The organism is Telmatocola sphagniphila, assembly GCF_018398935.1.
GTDB classification, from domain to species: domain Bacteria; phylum Planctomycetota; class Planctomycetia; order Gemmatales; family Gemmataceae; genus Telmatocola; species Telmatocola sphagniphila.
Map to the genome: position 1 here is coordinate 5,485,939 of NZ_CP074694.1, position 18,275 is coordinate 5,504,213.

14 protein-coding genes and 3 pseudogenes are annotated in these 18,275 nt (G+C 51.5%); 14 read left to right on the top strand and 3 right to left on the bottom strand.

All coding sequences use genetic code 11. The features are described from left to right. The first annotated feature begins 172 nt into the window (after positions 1-172). The 8 genes and pseudogenes from KIH39_RS21920 (at position 173) to KIH39_RS21955 (ending at position 9,049) form a co-directional block, all read left to right on the top strand. Positions 173-841, top strand: coding sequence for a hypothetical protein (locus KIH39_RS21920; RefSeq protein WP_213495381.1), 669 nt, complete (start codon positions 173-175; stop codon positions 839-841). After that, complete coding sequence (locus KIH39_RS21925) at positions 810-1,286, top strand: hypothetical protein (RefSeq protein ID WP_213495383.1); 477 nt, start codon at positions 810-812, stop codon at positions 1,284-1,286. Before KIH39_RS21920 ends, KIH39_RS21925 begins: the two co-directional genes overlap by 32 nt. Positions 1,287-1,468: 182 nt before the next feature. Next, positions 1,469-1,924 carry a DUF1559 family PulG-like putative transporter gene (locus KIH39_RS21930; RefSeq protein WP_213495385.1) on the top strand — a complete coding sequence of 152 codons (456 nt, stop codon included), beginning with the start codon at positions 1,469-1,471 and terminating at the stop codon, positions 1,922-1,924. 66 nt (positions 1,925-1,990) lie between these two features. Continuing rightward, positions 1,991-3,075, top strand: a pseudogene (locus tag KIH39_RS21935) (IS630 family transposase). 39 nt (positions 3,076-3,114) lie between these two features. After that, positions 3,115-3,519: pseudogene (locus KIH39_RS27280) on the top strand (DUF1559 family PulG-like putative transporter); the annotation flags it as partial. A gap of 1,135 nt (positions 3,520-4,654) precedes the next feature. Beyond that, positions 4,655-5,500 carry a hypothetical protein gene (locus tag KIH39_RS21945; protein ID WP_213495387.1) on the top strand — a complete coding sequence of 282 codons (846 nt, stop codon included), beginning with the start codon at positions 4,655-4,657 and terminating at the stop codon, positions 5,498-5,500. Between the two features lie 198 nt (positions 5,501-5,698). Beyond that, a pseudogene (locus KIH39_RS21950) lies at positions 5,699-5,812 on the top strand (IS630 family transposase); the annotation flags it as partial. A 198-nt stretch (positions 5,813-6,010) separates the two neighbouring features. Beyond that, a complete protein-coding gene (locus KIH39_RS21955) occupies positions 6,011-9,049 on the top strand; it encodes a beta strand repeat-containing protein (RefSeq protein ID WP_213495389.1) in 3,039 nt (1,012 codons plus the stop codon). Positions 9,050-9,083: 34 nt separating this feature from the next. Here the strand turns inward: KIH39_RS21955 and KIH39_RS21960 are convergent, their stop codons facing one another. After that, a complete protein-coding gene (locus tag KIH39_RS21960) occupies positions 9,084-9,959 on the bottom strand; it encodes a WD40 repeat domain-containing protein (protein WP_213495391.1) in 876 nt (291 codons plus the stop codon). Between the two features lie 432 nt (positions 9,960-10,391). Between KIH39_RS21960 and KIH39_RS21965 the strand changes: the two genes are divergently transcribed. The 3 genes from KIH39_RS21965 (at position 10,392) to purL (ending at position 15,003) form a co-directional block, all read left to right on the top strand. Then, the gene (locus tag KIH39_RS21965) at positions 10,392-11,213 is read left to right on the top strand and encodes a sulfotransferase family protein (RefSeq protein ID WP_213495393.1); all 822 of its coding nucleotides are present in this window, start codon (positions 10,392-10,394) and stop codon (positions 11,211-11,213) included. 66 nt (positions 11,214-11,279) lie between these two features. Continuing rightward, positions 11,280-12,128: a prephenate dehydrogenase gene (locus KIH39_RS21970; protein WP_213495395.1), complete on the top strand. Its 849-nt coding sequence runs from the start codon at positions 11,280-11,282 to the stop codon at positions 12,126-12,128. Further along, positions 12,112-15,003, top strand: a complete 2,892-nt coding sequence (purL, locus tag KIH39_RS21975) for a phosphoribosylformylglycinamidine synthase subunit PurL (protein WP_213495397.1) — start codon at positions 12,112-12,114, stop codon at positions 15,001-15,003. The genes KIH39_RS21970 and purL overlap by 17 nt, the downstream gene beginning before the upstream one ends. A 143-nt stretch (positions 15,004-15,146) precedes the next feature. Here purL and KIH39_RS21980 read toward each other — a convergent pair whose 3' ends face one another. Together KIH39_RS21980 and KIH39_RS21985 are read right to left on the bottom strand one after the other, a co-directional pair. Next, entirely contained in the window at positions 15,147-15,596 is a 450-nt protein-coding gene (locus KIH39_RS21980) for a hypothetical protein (RefSeq protein ID WP_213495399.1), read from the bottom strand. Further along, positions 15,586-16,251, bottom strand: a complete 666-nt coding sequence (locus KIH39_RS21985) for a hypothetical protein (protein WP_213495401.1) — start codon at positions 16,249-16,251, stop codon at positions 15,586-15,588. The genes KIH39_RS21980 and KIH39_RS21985 overlap by 11 nt, the downstream gene beginning before the upstream one ends. 346 nt (positions 16,252-16,597) lie before the next feature. Between KIH39_RS21985 and KIH39_RS21990 the strand changes: the two genes are divergently transcribed. The 3 genes from KIH39_RS21990 (at position 16,598) to KIH39_RS22000 (ending at position 18,240) form a co-directional block, all read left to right on the top strand. Further along, entirely contained in the window at positions 16,598-16,942 is a 345-nt protein-coding gene (locus tag KIH39_RS21990) for a YciI family protein (protein ID WP_213495403.1), read from the top strand. Positions 16,943-17,082: 140 nt separating this feature from the next. Continuing rightward, positions 17,083-17,463 carry a YciI family protein gene (locus KIH39_RS21995; RefSeq protein ID WP_213495405.1) on the top strand — a complete coding sequence of 127 codons (381 nt, stop codon included), beginning with the start codon at positions 17,083-17,085 and terminating at the stop codon, positions 17,461-17,463. A 213-nt stretch (positions 17,464-17,676) separates the two neighbouring features. Then, positions 17,677-18,240: a DUF5655 domain-containing protein gene (locus KIH39_RS22000; RefSeq protein WP_213495407.1), complete on the top strand. Its 564-nt coding sequence runs from the start codon at positions 17,677-17,679 to the stop codon at positions 18,238-18,240. Positions 18,241-18,275: the final 35 nt, after the last annotated feature.

Genomic DNA, 18,275 nt, shown 5'->3' on the forward strand with positions numbered 1-18,275 from the left:
TTTTGCTTGACATAATTCAAATTAAGTTTAGCTTAACATAAAGCCTTTAACATGATTTAATTTTAAGATTAGAGAGAAGCTTTGCCGGAACCACAAAAAGCACAGAACTAATTTTATATTATTAATTACTGAGTTACAACAAATATCTAAAACTTAAGATCTTTTGCTTTATATGAATTTACTATCATTTACAATATTCCTCTTTTCAAGCAATATGCTTTTGATTACAGAGGATCCGATTGCTGAATTTGAAAACAATTTTCCAGTTATAAAAAAAGGGTTTTTAAGCTCATTCTCAAAATATTCGGAGCAAGAAGGAAGTGTTCCTACTGAAATAAGTCAATCTAATTGGATTGATTCGGAGAAATTTAAACGGATTACTGAATATAAAAATGTGGTGTCAAAGAAGGGCGAAACGAAAACTGTAGTAGATAAAACTGAAATAGTTATGTCTGAAAATGGTCGCATTTCTGTATCGATGGATTCAGCTGGGAAAGTTAGGGGTGTTGTGGCTAATGTGAAACAGCTTTCCCCAAAAGACTACATATCCAGAAAATATGATTCCACTTGTTTTTCGATCAATGGAATAATAAATTACAACGATTATCAAACGCTTTCCGAGATATTATCTCTTTCAAAAAAAATCGAAACTGTCGGAGATAATTTGAATGGAATCAAAGTCATCAAAGTTACGTCTGTAAGCGATTGGGGTAAACATACTCTATGGCTCGACCCAGCAAGAAGCTATTTACCGTTAAGAGTGTTACAAGAAAAGAAATTAACTGACAAGGTCGATGATGGGAAAAAATTTGAAAGATTGGGCCAAAAAAGACAAAGATAATGAAGTTATACTCCCTAAGCATCTTATACAACAGATCGATTCAATAAAACTCGATAAAGTGAATGGAAGGGATTATATATCTGAATATAAAATAGAAATAAGCATGGAATATTCAGATAGTTCAAAAAACAAAATTGATGAATTAGTTAAATTATACAACATAAAAATTGTCGATGAATGGCAACAAGATCCATTCGTGGTAACATCTCGCATCCCTAATGGAATGAAAATAGGTGTTCCAGACGATCGACCTTTTAACTATATTTGGAAAGATGGACGACCAACCAAAGTTATAGACGAAGCTGCAACAAATACATTAGATAAAGTTGAATTTAAGACGGACAACAACAATTCTAGATTAAGAATAATCTTATTTGCATCATGCGTAGTTATTTTAATTCTGATACTGACGTTGTCTAAAATTATACTTCGAAAACGGTATTGATATGAATAATATAGTATAATAACAATTCTGATTTCTTCATGAAACAAATATAATGAAAAACTCAACGACCAACCACAAGGTCCATATTGTGGTCTATATTGTTTCTTTTTTACATCTACATGTTTTATATTATCTCTAATTAGATGTTGTTTTAGAATAGATAGATGTAAGGACTTTCAATCGTGAAGAGATCAAAAGGATTTTCACTAATTGAACTAATTATAGTTATTTCAATTATTGCATTACTTTTCGGTATTCTGCTTGCGGCGATACAAAGAATTCGTGCTTCTGCGGCACTCTCTAGCTGTTTGAACAAGGCTAGACAGCTCAATATAGCGTTGCATGGTTATCACGATCAATACGGCCATTTTCCTTCAGGGATTATTAGTGCGGACTACCCAACAACTCAGCCATTCATGACTTGGCTTACAAAGCTCCTACCTTTTGTCGAAGAAGAACCGCTGTGGCAAAAATGTCTGCAAGCCTATGAAGTCGATAAGAATTTTGAAAAACCACCACATCTCGAAATTTTAGGTAAAAAGATCAAGTCGTATATTTGTTCCGCTGACCCTATTTCGCAAGAGCCGTGGAATTTTCAAGGCCAGTTTACTGTTGCATTTACAAATTATCTAGTGTAGTGTCTCAGAAATAGCGTTACTTTTAGCTCCTTTTTGCGGTTTACTCTATAGAAAAGGAGAAAACCCATGAAAGTCGCGCTGCCAATCTTACTTTCTGACGAGGAACGACAAACTTTGACTTCTTGGTCTCGGGGACGAAGTACTCCCGCTCGGCTGGTCCTGCGGGCGAAGATCATACTCGCGGCGGCCGCGGGTGTACGGAACAAGGACATTGCTCAGCAGTGCGGCACGTCGAAGCCCACGGTGGCGCGCTGGCGGACCCGATTTGCGAAGCTGCGTTTGGCGGGTATCGAACGGGACGCTTCGCGGCCGGGTCGAACGCCAGCGATCAGCCGGAAAGTCGTCGAAGAAATTCTCCGCAAGACCACTCAGGAGAAACCTTCTGGTGCCACGCATTGGAGCACGCGAACGATGGCCCAAGAGGTGGGAGTGAGCAAAGCCACCGTGCAGCGGGTTTGGTCGGCCCACAACTTGAAGCCGCACTTGCATAAGACCTTCAAGGTATCGAATGATCCTCAATTCGCCGAGAAACTGTGGGACGTAGTGGGCTTGTACTTGAACCCTCCCGAGCACGCCCTGGTGCTGAGTTGCGATGAGAAGAGTCAGATTCAAGCCCTTGATCGTACGCAAAAAGCTTGCCGATGGTACCCGGCCGTTGCGGCACTCTGACTCACGATTACATGCGTCATGGCACCACCACTCTGTTCGCGGCCCTGAACGTGGCCGAGGGAATTGTGATTGGCGAGTGCATGCCGCGACATCGACATCAGGAATGGATCAAGTTTCTCAAACGGATCGATGCCGCCACCGATCCGTCCTTGGATTTGCACTTGATCGTGGACAACTACGCCACGCATAAGCATTCCAAAGTTCGTCGTTGGTTGGCCCGGCATTCTCGATTCCACATGCATTTCACCCCCACGAGCAGTTCCTGGATGAATCTGGTGGAGCGTTGGTTTCGCGACTTGACGGACAAACGACTGCGTCGAGGCACATTTCGAAGCGTGCCGCAATTAATCCAGGCGATTGAGGACTACATCGATCATCACAACAACACAGGAAAGGGATTCCAGTGGACCGCCAAAGCCGAAGTTATTCTGGAGAAAGTCCGCCGGGCGAGGGCTACCTTGGATAAAACACATTCTGTGTGAGACACTACACTAGGCTCGTCCGGTACAAATCTAGACACCTATGATGGAATATTATTTCCAGATTCTAAGGTTGCAATAAGTGCTATTTTGGACGGTACAAGTAATACTATAATTTTCGGGGAAAGACATGTAAGTGAGAGTCGAAATTATGGTTGGTGGTACGCCGGTTGGGGACAAACTCAAAGCGGATCCCTTGATTCGTTGATGGGTAGTCGTGAACTCAATTACGATCGGAGATTGGATAATTGCCCAATAGGTCCTTATAACTTTACGGTAGGTAAATCAAAAAATCCTTGCGATGTATTTCACTACTGGTCCCACCATAGCGGAGGAGCTGCTTTCGCTTTTGCGGATGGCTCTGTTAAATTCCTCAGATATGAGCAGGATATTATTCTCAAAGCACTCGCGACCCGTGCCGGAAGAGAAGATGTTTCAATCGACTAAAATAAATCCGTTTTTGCATTGATAGATAGTAAAAAGGATATTCCCTGGTATCTTTAGCTATGAGGCGGCGGCCTACCGGTATATATCACGAATATCCAGCGTCAGCCGGGCGGGTTGATCTCTTTCTGGATCGGGTACGAGTTTGAGTGAGGGGGAAACGTCATCCCAGAGCAGAGTTTGTTTCTCAAGTACTACCGGCTGTGCCCGGTCAACAGCTTTGCCCTGAAAAATGTGCGAATTCTTCAGATGGCCTCACTGCCACGCAAAATTCACGTCAATTTGTCAGTGGGATGAACTGCTAAGCTCCTCTGGTAAGAGGATCACCCGACGGATTCCGCCTCAGCTTCGGCCAGAGTTGCAGTCGATGAAAAGATAAGACGGCAGTTCGGAGTAACATAACCAATTCAAACAGAATATTTAAGAATTCAGAATTCCAGAATTTTCAGCCCGAATAAGCCGAATAAATGTCGTATCGATTTCGGTTCGATACGAGAAATCATTGCAGTGAAAAATGCTTAAAGTTCTGATAGGGATCTCGGCAGTGATCGCCGCTACGGGGTTATACTTTCATTTTTTTCGCGACAACGGGTCGAAGAGTTCTAATAGTTTCAACGCGACTCCCCGGCAACTCTCCTGGATTCGAATCCTAGTTTGCCTGGCCGCTCTTCTGCTGACACTACTGGAAGACCTACCAAGAGTTGCAGAATTCCCTCGTGAATTCGGCGTGTCTTATGAGGCGACGGAGTGGCTACTTCGCCTACCTGGCTATTCTCAGGTATTGGTCAGCCGGAGTTACCTTGCTTTACTCCAGTGGGCTACGTTCTTATTACTTTTCCTGGCCATGCTGGGTGTTTTTACTCGGTTCAGTCTTCCGCTGGCGGGACTCAGCTTCTTTTACCTGCAAGCGATTTTGCGTTATCATGCAATATCTTTTCACGAGGGCGTCTTACCGATTTATCTGCTACTGATTCTGACTTTCACTCCCTGTTCCGAGGTTTGGTCGTTCGATTCCTGGTGGAGATCGCCCCGGCCTGCACCATCTTCGCAAGCCGTTCGATTTAGTGTATTCCTGTGCTTTTTCGTTGTTGCCGCTGTCTATGTTTCTTGCGGATTCAGTAAGTTAGGCAATTCGGGTTTGAATTGGTTGCAACCCGAAAACTTGGAATTCAAAATTCTCCGCGATGCTATGAATCCCCTCTTCTTCAGTGAATTTCGCAATCCGGCTATCTGGCTCCACAGACATGATGTACCCATTTTCAGTTACAGTCTAATAGGGATATTTACTGTATCAGCGGAATTGTCCTATATAGCAATCTTTTTTTCGAAGTGGGCACGGGTTGTGATTCCTATTTTGATTTTCAGCTTGCACACTGGAATCCTAGTTTTTCAGAGGATTTTATTTCTAGACTTGATGATTCTCCAACTCATCTTCATTAACGCGAACTGGTTAGCACTATGGGCTCGTCGAAATAAGGAAATTCCTCCAGATTCCGATAACTTCATTCGCATTTCGAAGCTGGAACATAGATCAGAAACGGCTTGTCCGAAGCAACGCCTAAGACTGCTGGCATTCATTGTGATTTCTGCGGGTATCTCCGCGGTTTGGATTTACAGGATCGAACGCTTCCCGTTGTCGGCGTGGCAGATGTACTCCGATGTTCAAGCTCGGATGCCGATCGTGTATTTTAAAGTGATGGCCACTCGAGAAAACGGTGAGATTGAGGAGGTCGATTCACATTTATTCTGTCGATCGGTTATGATCAACAGCTATATGATGCTTATCCCCTCTCTCAACTCGGAGCGTATGAGTACGCTAACTGAAGTCATTACGAATTACATTGAAAAAAGTAATAAGGCCTCGCCCCCAGAATCGCGAATTAAATGTATAGAAATCGAGAAATGGAACTGGGATTACTGGGAAGATCCGAAGAACCCAAATTGTGGAAAAATAGTCAATAGCTATGCGTTCTATGCAAAGTAAATCTCACTCGCACTAGTGCAATGTCTCAGAATTAGCGTTACTTTGAGCTCCTTTTTTTCAGTTCATTCTATAGATGAAGAGAAAACCCATGAAAATCGCCCTGCCAATTTCGCTGTCCGACTAAGAACGCCAAACGTTGACTTTTTGGGCTCGGGGACGAAGTACTCCCGCTCGGCTAGTCCTTCGGGCGAAGATCGTAAGCATCCCAAGGTTCGGCGTTGGTTGACCCGACATCCTCGATTCCACATACACTTCACCCCCACGCGCAGTCCCTGGATGAATCTGGTGGAACGCCGGTTTCGCGACTTGACAGGTATCTCAAATTCCCAGCAATTCACTTACTATGCCCGTATTTTCCCGATCTGAAAGGCCGATTTTAACGACCCAGACTGCCTAAATTTCCATTTTCAGCCCAAGATGCTCTTAAAAATAAAGTATACCTTAATTAACTTGGATCTTAACGCAAACAAAGTTGGATTGTCCCACCCGAATCCTAAGTGAGTGGTGCCCATGCCCCTTCGCCTTCTGCTGAGCTGTCTGCTGTTGGTGCTTTGGAATTTCCCGGCCCAGAGTCAAACCACCCATATCTGGAACAACGCCAGTTCCGGACTCTGGTCGGCCTCGGCGAACTGGCATCTGAACCTCGCCCCGAACGATCCGATTCTTTCCATTGCCCGCTTTCAATCGCTCGGCTCGGGGATTGCTAATCAGGCCGGTCTGGGTTCCAGCAGCTTTTCGATTCTGGGTCTGGAACTCAACGGCAACTACTCCTGGTCGCTCGGTCAAAGCAGCGATTCGGGCGTTCTCAATCTCGGTTCCCGCGGATTATTACTCGATGCCGGCTCGACGAAAGCCGTCACACTCAATTACCGGCTCAATCTCACGGACGATCAGAAATGGGACACCGCCGGGAGCACAGTCACTCATCTGGGAGCACTTTCCGGCAGTAACGCACTTACCAAAAGCGGTTTGGGAACTTTGGTACTCGATAACGCCAGCAATAGCTTCAGCGGTTCGATTTCCGTCGATGCCGGAACTCTGCAAATCGGTTCGAGCAGCAACAACGCCGCGCAATTCGCTTTGCATGGCAACTCTGTCGACCTCGCTTCGGGGACCACTCTGGTGACCGCCGGTAGTTCCCCGAATTTGAATATCGGCCGTCTGAGTGGCAGCGGGGTCGTCAACCTGGCGAGTACGGGCATTCTGAACCTGTTCGCCTACGAAAATGGCGCGTTTTCGGGTTCCATTACCGCGTCGGGCGGTCTGTATATTCGCGGCACGAACACTCAGCAGGCTTTCACCGGTAACACCAGCGGCATCGGAGCCAGCACCAATATCCTGACGAGCGCCACGCTCGTTCTCGGCGGCTCGAATGCCACGAGTGGCACGCTCGCTTCCTCGACCATCAACGTACAGCAAGGTAGCTTGATTCTCGATAATTCCAGCTTTTCCGCCAATCGCATTCCCGACACAGCCGCCATGAACCTCTATGGGGCTAATCTCACGCTCATCGGTAATAGCGCGGGAACCATCGAGACTATGGGAACCCTGACCTTGCTCAATAGCGGACCGTCCAACATCCAGGTCATCCACAACGGCGGCAGCGGCGGAACCGAACTGAAATTTGCCAATTCCGGCACGCTGCGCGGAAGCTCGACGAGTATGACCGTGAACTTCGTGGGCGTGGGCGGAACGCTCGGCAGTGAAGGAGCCAATCCTCGTATTTCGTTCGCCGGGGCGATGTACTTCTCCTCCGATACGGGCATGATCTCGAACTCGATGACGAGTCCCAGCTTTGGCTGGGGCACGGTCAATAACACGAGTTGGGCGGGGGTTAAACAGCTGTCCAACGGCAGTTACACCGTCTATGCCCTGAGCGATACCCTGCGCACCGAACTCGATCTGGCCAATACTCCCGGCAATGAACGGGTGAGCTATACCCCCAATCCGCTGAGTAGTCCCTTGACGCTCACCAACAACTTGAAAACGGGGGCACTCAAAATCATTCCTTCTGCACCCGGGCAAAGTTTGAATTTGAATTCCGGCCTTTACCTCCAAACCAATGCGCTGATGCTTGCCGGACCATACAGTTTCAGCATTAATGGGGGGTTGGGATCCTATTTGATGGAATCGGTGAATTTCCGCTATGTCTACGTTCTCGATCCCTCGGCGGTACTTTCGATGAACGGCAACATGACGGCGGCCTTGCAGCCGGTCATTAAGACGGGGGCCGGCTTTCTGGAATTGAACGGCACCACCAGTCAGCTCGTTTTCAATGCCGGGCTGAACATCTTCCCGATCTGCGTCTCGCAGGGAGTGCTTCGCGGGACTCCCACTACGCTGGGCGGCGGGACATCTTCCAGTGGAATCCGATCGACTTATTTACTGGTGGGGGGCGTTCTGGAAATCAGTGGCGGCGGCACCTTCTCCCGGGCCGTCGGCGTGGACGGCACTGTTCTGGGAGGCGGCTTGCGCTTCGATAATGGCTCGACGATTCGGGGGGATGGGGGCTTCTCGGCGTACAACGGCAATGCCACAGTGACACTTGTGACGGCCATCGGCGGCACTACACCGGCGAATCTGGTCTGGAACGACGGTAAATTCCTGGCGGACGGTTACGCCTTTTTGCTCGGCTCGATCAAGGCCGATAGCCGTCTTGATTTCACAAACTCTATCGGTCTCGACAACGGCGCCTCCACCAATCCCTATAGCGTGCGCGAAATTCGGGTCGCCGATAATCCGAATTCTACCACCGATATCATGCGACTCTCGGGCGTTATCTCCGGTTCCAAAAATTCCGATCTGCTGAAAACCGATGCCGGGACCCTCGAATTGACCGGGGCCAATACCTATGCGGGCAACACGATTGTCAAGGGCGGCACGCTCGTACTCAGCGGCAGCTACACCGGCGGCGGCAATTTCACGGTCAACGCCGGCGCCACGCTGCAGATCAATTCCAATTTCACCCTGAATAGTTCGATATCGGGCTCGGGCAACGTCGTGCTTTCCGGAAACAGCACGCTAACCGGAACAGGAGTGATCACCGGCCGCTTCACTTTACAGCCCGGTTCGACTCTCGCACCCACTGGCTTCGGTTCCCTGACGATGGGGAATGCTACCTGGATGGGCGGCAGTACATTCGTGCTGAACTACAACACGGCGGTCACCAGTCCGATTCCGAGCGTCGATAACTCCGTCGTCAAAGCGGTTAACGGCGCGATTCTCGATCTCAGCAATCTCAGTTCCAGCAACCGGATGAACCTGCAATTGAACGCGATTCCCGGCGGCAGCGGTTCCGATTCCTCGGTCGTTTACACCTTCGCACAATACCCGCAGATCCTCGGCTTAACGCCGGGGAATGTTTCGCAACTCTTCAACATCACGGGCAATTATTCCGGCACACCGCTGGTGTCCTACATCCATGCCAGTTCGGATATTCTCCAGGTTAGCTTCACCCCGGCGCCTGAACCGACCTCCCTTCTGCTAGGCGCCGCATTGGGTCTTGGACTCTGGCGATTTCGACGCAAGAAGGGGATCAAACTGAACTAAAATCTTGTCGTCTAGCGGGAGGGCGGCCGGGAATTTATTCGGCATCCCAGATCAGGACGGTTCCCGTGGCGAAGCCGCAGACGTAACGCATACCATCGGGGGCGATGGCCACGCGCGAAATCTGCCCCTGCTTCCACTGGAAATTGTTCACTTCCTTGCCGCTGGACAGATCCCACAGTTTGGCGGTCTGGTCCCAACTGCCGGAGAGCAAAAATTGTTCGTCCGGACTGAACGAGATGTCGCTCACTAAGCCCTTATGGCCTTCGAGACTGAATTTGAAGCGATGCTCTTCGCAGGAATAGATCGAAATTTTCCAGCTACAGCCCGCCGCCAGCGTCCCCTGGTTGGTGATGCGGAGACAGCGGGCAGGGTCCTTCAGGGAGAAATGAAATTGATCCTGCTTGCTCAGGCGAGCGGTGATCAATTTGTTGTGTCGGGTCGTCCAGGCGAAACGCTGACCGTTGGGCGATGCCGAAAAAGTTCGGGCCACTTCCAGGGAATAGGTGACGATCGCCTTGCCTTCCCGGCTGGGGTAATTCCAAAGCGTTACCCCTTTCGATTCCTCATAGAGTCGTTCGGGGTCGCCGGCGGTCAGCAGAATTTTTTTGTCGCTATCGACGAAGGCTAGTCCGGTGACAGGGTATTGCAGAGACTTGTAGGTCTCCAGAAGTTTACCCGTTTCGGCATCCCAGAAGCGAGTTATGCCGTCTTCACATCCCAGTGCCAGAATTGTCCCGGCCGCATTGAAGCCGAGGGCGTGGCAGCGCTGAGAGAGCATTTGCTCCCATTTCAGGCCGCCGCCTTCCCAGATTTGCAGGGCTCCGTCCCCGGCCGAGCTGGCCAGCAGCTTGCCGTCCGGGCTGAAGGCCAGTGCGCGAACCGGTCCCTGTCCGCATTCATACGCGATCATAAGTTCATTGTACGTTGCAGCAATTCATTTCGTCGCTCGGTTTTGAAATCGCCAGTCGAAGGTAGGGAACCAGTCTTCGATACCCAGGATTGACTTGGTGCCAAGGTTCACCAGCAAATTTTTCTTTGGGGCGAGCTCCGCTGAACTTTGGAGTGATGAAAAGCCGGATTTATAAGAGAATTCGTAGTCTTGCCATGAAAAATCTCTCATAAGCATTTGGCCAGATCCTGCCCACTTGACAGGGAAGGGAAATACCTCAAAAATGCTTAATCCTTTGAATTTGAAAAAAGCGTGAAGAGGGGAATTCGTTCAACGTCCGATCGGATCGGGATTTATCGATTGCGATCGAAGCATTCCCTTTTCCAGCATGATCGCTGGGGCTTAGGTACCCTCCAGCGCTCGTTCAATTTTTAGTAATCCTTGAAGTAAAGAATGCTTCAAATTGTAAAACATCTTTTGGATCGGCGGAATTCTCGGAGCCAGGCGAACGATGAACTGCGTCTGGCGGTGGTCGGCACACCGAGATCGGGAAATACCTGGTTTCGACACGTCCTGGCTGCGGCTTATGGGTTGAACGAGAATGGCCAGGCGATAGCAGTGCACAATCCGCTCGATGCGAATTGGGAAGGGCACCGGTATATAGTTCAGGTGCACATTCCCTGCGAACCCAAGTGGATCGAACACTTCGAAAAACACCGCGTAAAAATTCTGGTTCCCATTAGACATCCTTTCGACGTACTCATTTCGATTTTGCACTACGTTTCCCAGGGCAACGAAACCCATCGCTGGTTAGACACTTACGGTGGCGATGAAGGCACCATTCTCGGGTTGCATCCCGGCCACCCGCAATTCCTCAATTACGTTCGGAGCCTACGGGCCAAAGCCCTCTTGGACGTCAGTTCAAATTGGAGCCAAGTACCTGGTGCGATCCCATTCCATTACGAAGATTTAGTCGCTCAGCCGGTTAAAACTTTGAAGCGCGTGGCCAAAGTGCTCGCGGTTTCTCCGAAAATTCCCTGGAAGGAAGCGCTCTCGGCCAACACGATCGAGCGGCTGCGCGTCAAAGATGGGGCGACGCATCACTGGCAGGGAAAACCGGGATTATGGAAAATCCTGCTGACCCAGAAGATTGCCGAGGCGTTCGCGGAGACTCACCGGAGTCTTCTGGAAAAGCAGAACTATGAAGGGGGCGAGTCGGCATCCTCGCTATTGACCGAGGAAGAGGCGTACAAGAATTATCAGTCACTCGGGTGACGATGCGGATCGAAATACCTTGTTCCATGCATATGCTTTGCAAAGCTGCATTTCTATAATCCCCCCATGCGGTTTGGAACTTTGACAATCGTCGGCGTCGGGCTTATCGGTGGTTCCATCGGTCGAGCGGCCAGGAACTGCGCGCTGGCGAAAAAAGTGATCGGGGTCGGCCGTAATGTCGAATCGCTGAAAAAAGCGGCTGAACTGGGAATTATCGATCATTACGAAACCAGCATTCCCGCCGGTGTGCAATCGGCCGATCTGGTCGTCTTCGCCGCACCGGTGGATCTCATCGCTTCCCAGGTCATTGAAGCCGCGGCCCATTGTCCCCCCGGTTGTCTGCTGACGGATGCGGGCAGCACCAAACAAAAAATCATTCACGATATCGATCAGGCGAAATTTCCCGAAGCGGGCGTTCAATTCATTGGCAGCCATCCGATTGCCGGAGCGGCCCAGCGCGGCCCGGAATCGGCTCGAGAAGATCTCTTCGTCAACAAAACGGTGATCGTTACGCCCTCCCGGCACTCGAGCGAAGCGGGCGTCATTGAAATCGAAGCCTTCTGGCGAGCCCTCGGGGCCAAGCCCGTACGCCTCTCGGCCCTGGAACATGACCGGCTGTTAGCATGGTCGAGCCATTTGCCACATATCACGGCGGCGATCCTATCGGGTATCCTGCCCCCCGAAGCCCGGCCCTTTACGGGTACGGGATTCAAAGACACGACTCGAATTGCCGCCGGCGATCCCGAGGTTTGGCTGCCGATCATCAAACACAACCGGGAAGCCCTGCTGGATGGCCTATCCAATCTGGAATCGGCCATAGGCACGTTCCGTCAGTTGCTCCGCGATTCGGACTGGGAACCGATTCGCCAATTCCTCGAGAAAGGTAAACGAGGTCGCGATGCTTTGGGAAGTTGAAATTGCTCCGATAGGTCGCGACGGCGACTGCGAACGAGTTCAGGAAGAATTCAATCTGCTCACCCACTCGCAGCGGGGGAAAGAACTGGTTGTGGCTGCCACCCGCGGCTTTCTCCTCGAAGGAGAAATCGGCGAGATCGATGCCCGGCGGCTCGTCGAAGAATTGCTGGTCGATCCCCTGCTGGAAACTTCGCAACTCACTTCCCTGCAAACAGCATTGCCTAAACCGGCGGTGACCGTGCTCTTGAAGCCGGGGGTGATGGATCCCTCGGCGCAAAGCGTTCTCGATGCCGCTCGCGATTTTCAAATCCGGCTGACTGCCGTGCGAACCTTCCGCCGCTATTACGGCCCCACCGATATTTCCGCGACCGATCGCGAAGTCTTGTTCCGTAAAGTCCTGGCGAACGATGCCATCGAACAGATCGTGCCGGGCCGTCCCCAGGCCGATCATCTCAGCCTGGGCAAATCCTACTCGTTCAAACTCATTGAAGTGCCGATTCGCAATCTCGATGATGCGGGTCTCGTGAAACTATCCAAAGAAGGTATGCTTGCGCTGAACCTGGAGGAGATGAAAACCATTCAGGCTCACTTCCGGGAGCTGGGCCGCGACGCCACCGATATCGAACTGGAAATGATTGCCCAAACCTGGTCGGAACACTGCTCTCACAAGACTTTAAAAGGGCCCATCGATCTGGTGGAGCATACGCCACAAGGGCCCAAGATCCGCCACATTAAGAACCTGTTGCGAGAGACCGTCTTTGGCGCCACTCAGGAGATTCGCAAGAAGCTCGGCGCGGAAGACTGGTGCGTCAGCGTCTTTGCAGACAATGCCGGCGTAGTGACCTTCGACGAAAATTATCACGCCTGCATCAAGGTGGAAACGCACAATCACCCTTCCGCCATCGAACCCTACGGCGGCGCCAACACTGGCCTGGGCGGTGTGATTCGCGATCCCCTCGGTACCGGCCTGGGAGCCAAGCCAGTCTGCAATACCGATGTCTTCTGTTTTGCTTCCCCCGATTTCGACCCGGCCCAACTGCCCGCCGGTGTGCTGCATCCGCGCCGGGTGATGAAAGGGGTCGTGGCCGGGGTGCGCGACTACGGCAACCGCATGGGCATTCCCACCGTGAACGGCGCGGTGATCTTCGACGAACGCTATCTGGCCAATCCACTGGTCTTCTGCGGCACCATCGGTTTGATACCGGTGAATCGCGTTCACAAAGAACCCAAACCGGGCGATTACATCGTCGCGGTCGGTGGCCGGACGGGGCGCGACGGCATCCACGGGGCGACCTTTTCTTCGCTGGAATTGACCGACGCTTCGGAAGTGGAGAGTGGCGGCGCCGTGCAGATCGGCAACGCCATCGCCGAGAAAAAAGTGATGGATGTCATTCTGCAGGCGCGCGATCTCGGACTCTACACGGCCATCACCGACTGCGGGGCTGGCGGCTTCTCCTCGGCGGTGGGGGAAATGGGCGCGGAACTCGGCGCGGCCGTCGAACTGGAGAAATGCCCGCTGAAATACGAGGGCTTGAGTTATACTGAAATCTGGATCTCCGAATCGCAGGAACGCATGGTGCTGGCCGTGCCGCCCAAAAACTGGCGGGAGCTGCAGCAACTGTGCGCTTCCGAAGGGGTGGAAGCGGCCATCATCGGTCACTTCGAAAGTACTGGTAAATTGAAGCTCCGCTATCAGGGGCATTCTGTCGGCGAACTCGAAATGCACTTCCTGCACGACGGCCGGCCCGACGTGGTTCGCCCAGCCGAGGTGCCGCCTCCAGCTGCCAATTTGCCTCCGTTAAAATTCCACGATAAACCGCAGGAAACTCTCGCGAAGATTCTGGCCTGTTATTCGGTCTGTTCGAAAGAATGGATCATCCGGCAGTACGATCACGAAGTGCAGGGGGGCAGTGTGATCAAACCGCTGGTCGGCGTGGTCAACGATGGCCCCTCCGATGCGGCCGTGGTCATGCCGGTACTCGGTTCGCAGAAGGGGCTCGCCATTGGTTGCGGTATCAATCCCCGCTATGCCGATTTCGATTCCTACGCGGCGGCCGCATGTGCCATTGATGAGGCGTTGCGAAATGTCGTGGCGGTGGGGGCCAACCCGAGCAAAACCGCGATTCTCGATAACTTCTGCTGGGGCAACTGCAACGATCCCTTAATTCTCGGTTCGCTGGTGCGGGCGGCCGATGCCTGCAAGGATGTGGCGCTGGCCTTTGGCACGCCGTTCGTTTCGGGCAAGGATTCGCTGAATAACGAATACCGCTCGGCCGATCGCCGGATTTCGATACCGGGTACTTTGTTGATTACCGCCATGGGGCAGGTGAGCGATGTCACCCGTTGCGTGACCATGGATTTCAAGCAGCCGGGCAATGCCATCTACGTTGTGGGCACGACCCGCAATGAAATGGGCGGCTCGCATTATGCTCTGGTGACCGGCCAGACCGGTGGCGAAGTGCCGCGTGTCGATTTGAGTGCCGCACCTAAGCTCTTTGCCACTTTGCACACGGCTATTTCGAAGGGGCTGGTGCGCAGTTGCCACGATTGCAGTGAAGGGGGCTTGGCGGTCGCCCTGGCGGAGATGGCTTTCGCGGGTGGCATCGGGGCCGATGTTGTGCATCTGAGTGGGGTGGCTCCTTCCTTGCCGGATACCGTCAAATTGTTCAGCGAATCGCCGAGCCGATTCGTGCTGGAAGTGGAGCCGGGCCACGAGAAGGAACTGGCGGAGTTGTTCGCGGGACAGGCTCTCATGAAGCTCGGCTCGACGGTGAAGGAAGACCGCTTGCGAATTGCGGGCGAGAATGGCGAATGGCTGATCTGGGCCAAGCTGCGCGAGTTGAAGGACGCCTGGCAGAAACCGCTGAAATGGTAGGGGAATGCGATTTCTTAAATTGCGATTCTCTGATTCCGGGTTGATTTTAGAAAAGCTCGGATGTTCAGAGGTTCAGGCTAATTTTTACGAAAACAGCCTTCAATCCTTGAGGCTGTGACATCTAAATCTTCCGAAGCGTCGCGTTACCAGATGCCCTGAACGCGACTGAGAAAAATGCAGAGTACACGAGTCGCTTCGCGCATGTCGACAGGCACGACAAACTTAGTGCGTTCGTGAACCAGAATATTCCGATATTCTCGAACTTTATGAACTGCTTCCGCATCGGCCTGAGGTATCCGGCAACGATCCCGAACGCGGTTAATCAGCGGTTCCGTGCCTCTGGGTTTACGGATGTGAAATGCTCGTATGAAGTGTTGAAGAGCGGTCTCAAATTCCGAGAAGATTCGAACGATATAGGTACCTTCCAGATGGGATGAGGCAGTGACGATATCTCTGCGAATTATGCGATTTCCCAAGATCGCTGGATTAACAGTCATTTCCTCGAGTAGACGATCAGTTACAAAACGGATTGCACCATACTCGCGTTCCACGGCTTTGATCCGCGTCATCCAGTCAAATGCTTCATTCAGCATGGGCTTTCATCTCATCGAAGACCTTTCGAAGGCTTTCTTTCGTCAAAGGTTTTGCCTCTTCCTCGCGGGCTTTACCGTTATTGGAAGCTCTTTTGAATAGATAGTGGATGTGCCAGCGATTGTTATAAAAGTATAAATTGGCAATATCGTCGTAAGAAGGCATTAAGTAAAGGTCGACGACGCCTTCCGCACCCGGCGCGGTGCGCGCAATGGGCTCCAGAAACAGGCGAACTGTTTCATGCTGAAGCAGCAGTCCCGGAGCTTTGTAATTCCCGAGCTCCGCATCTTCGATTTTTTTATCCACTGTTTTAGTGGCCCAATCGAGTTCCTGAGCCCAATTCTTTACCGTCGCCACAAGCTTCCTGAGCTTCTCAAGCCACTCGAGTCTAATGCTGATTTTCTGCCGGGCGGCTGCCTCCAGCTCTCTCTGCGTTGATTCTTGTACAGGTCGATTAATCCATTTGAAATTCGTTTCATTGGCATGATTCTGAACGGATACGATATACTGAGGCATCGCCTCCACAGTGGCCTTTTCAGTAGACGTGGGCCGAACCGCCTTAGGCACAAATGTGAATCGGAGTGCCCCATTCGTATCGGGATCCTCCAAAATATTCACACTGTACGAAGCTGCTTGCGTCGCGCTATTCTTCGCCATCACACCCTCAGTCCAATGCCACTTCTGAAAACGACAATTCCGAAATCAAATGATTCCCTAACCAGTTGCTGTCCAAGTATTATAACCGATTTTCACATCGACGAAAGACGGTGTCCGAAGGAGGAGATTATGTGGGCAATCGGGCTCTCAAATCGAGCATTTTTCTCGAAGCTTCCCGCGATTTTGATTGCGATAACGACCAGATCGGCGACAATCGCCTGGGAGGATGCTCCCTTGCCGATCACCAAAAATTTTCCCCCTTCTTGTCGATTTCCTTTCCCATCGTTCGACTAAACCAGGAACAGCGGGCAGATCGCCCGTGCAACGACTCGAATTTGGAGAAGCTATGCCGCAGTTTCTGGTTGCAATTCACCATCCCGATGGCTACGAACCCTCCGCGGAGGATGAAGCGATGCATCGCGATATCGACGTGCTGAACGAGGCGATGATTGCCGCGGGTATCCGCGTTTTCGTCGGCGGCCTGCGCCCAGCTCCGGAGGCAAGGTCGCTCCGGGCTCAAACCGGCGGTAAAGTCCTCGTCACCGATGGGCCTTACCTGGAAACCAAAGAGCACATCGGCGGCTTCTGGGTGCTGGAACTCCCCAATATGAAAGAAGCCCTGGAGTGGGGCAAGAAGGCCGTGCTCGCCTGTCGAGCACAGGTCGAGGTGCGGGAATTTTACTCGATGTAATTCGACGACATAACTTCAGTTTTTAGACTATATGACGCTCGGAGGTGGCTGGCTGTCGAGAAAGGCAGTTCCCCCTCGACGCGACCGACCTAATTCACTCTAGGACAGTAACACGGAACTTTTAAACCGAGGAAATTCGAATGAGATTTATTAGCGTTATGACAGGCAATGCAGCGAATCGTCTGCCGAACCAGATCGAGATGTCCTCCATGCACAAACTCATTGTGGCAGGTATGACGGCGGGTTGGCTGATCGAGTGCGAAGGGGTGACGTTTGGCACCCAAGGTGTCCGCGTTCATAAAGATCCCGCCGGCAAAATCACAGTCACCGATGGCCCTTTCGCGGAAACGAAAGAAGTGCTCGGCGGCTACGCACTACTGAAAGCCGATAGTATGGAGGAAGCCGTTGGCTATACTCGGCAATTTCTCGAACATGTCGGCCAGGGAACCGGCGAGGGATTTTGGGAGGGCACTTGGGAGACTTATCAACTGTTTGAAATGCCGGTGGAAGAAGTTAAGTAGATTTAAACCGCAGTGGTAATTAATAAATATAAAACGCGCTTATATTTTATACTTAGGAGAAATACTATTTTCCCCAGCGCGCGTGGAATATTTTTATTGAAACGATAGTCGGAAACGCCGCGTTGCGGGATCAAATCTCTAGACTAACTGCGGTTCCGTTATCCGAAATCTGCGGAACCGTAAAGTCGAATAATTACCGAGAGGTTGCAAAAGATGGCGAAGTCTCCGGCGGAAATGAAAGCGGCGATGATCGCGGGCCTGCAGGAGAAAACGGGCAGGTCGCTCGAAGAGTGGTTGCCGATTTTGCGAGCCAGTGGACTGACCAAGCACAAAGAACTCGTCACGCTGCTCAAGACCGAATACGAACTGACACATGGCTTCGCCAACATGATCGCCTTGCAAACTCTGGGTTCGGATAGCCACACCTCCGAGGACACCGATGCGCTGGTCGATGCCCAGTACGCCGGTAAGAAGGCGGGACTGCGGCCAATCTACGACGCTCTGATCGCCGCCGTGAAGAAGTTCGGAAAGGTCGAGGTTTCGCCGAAGAAAGCGTACGTCAGCCTCCGGCGGAATACGCAATTTGCCATCCTACAACCCTCGACGGCCACCCGGCTCGACGTGGGTCTGGTCTTGCCCGATGTCGATTCAACCGACCGGCTCGAAGTGGCCGGGAGTTTCAATGCGATGGTCACTCACCGGGTACGTCTCGAGAATCTTTCGGAGATCAATAAGGAGTTGCTTGGCTGGCTGAAGCAGGCGTACGAGAAGGGGTAGAGTTACCTTGGCATTGTTCGAGCGACATTTTTTTG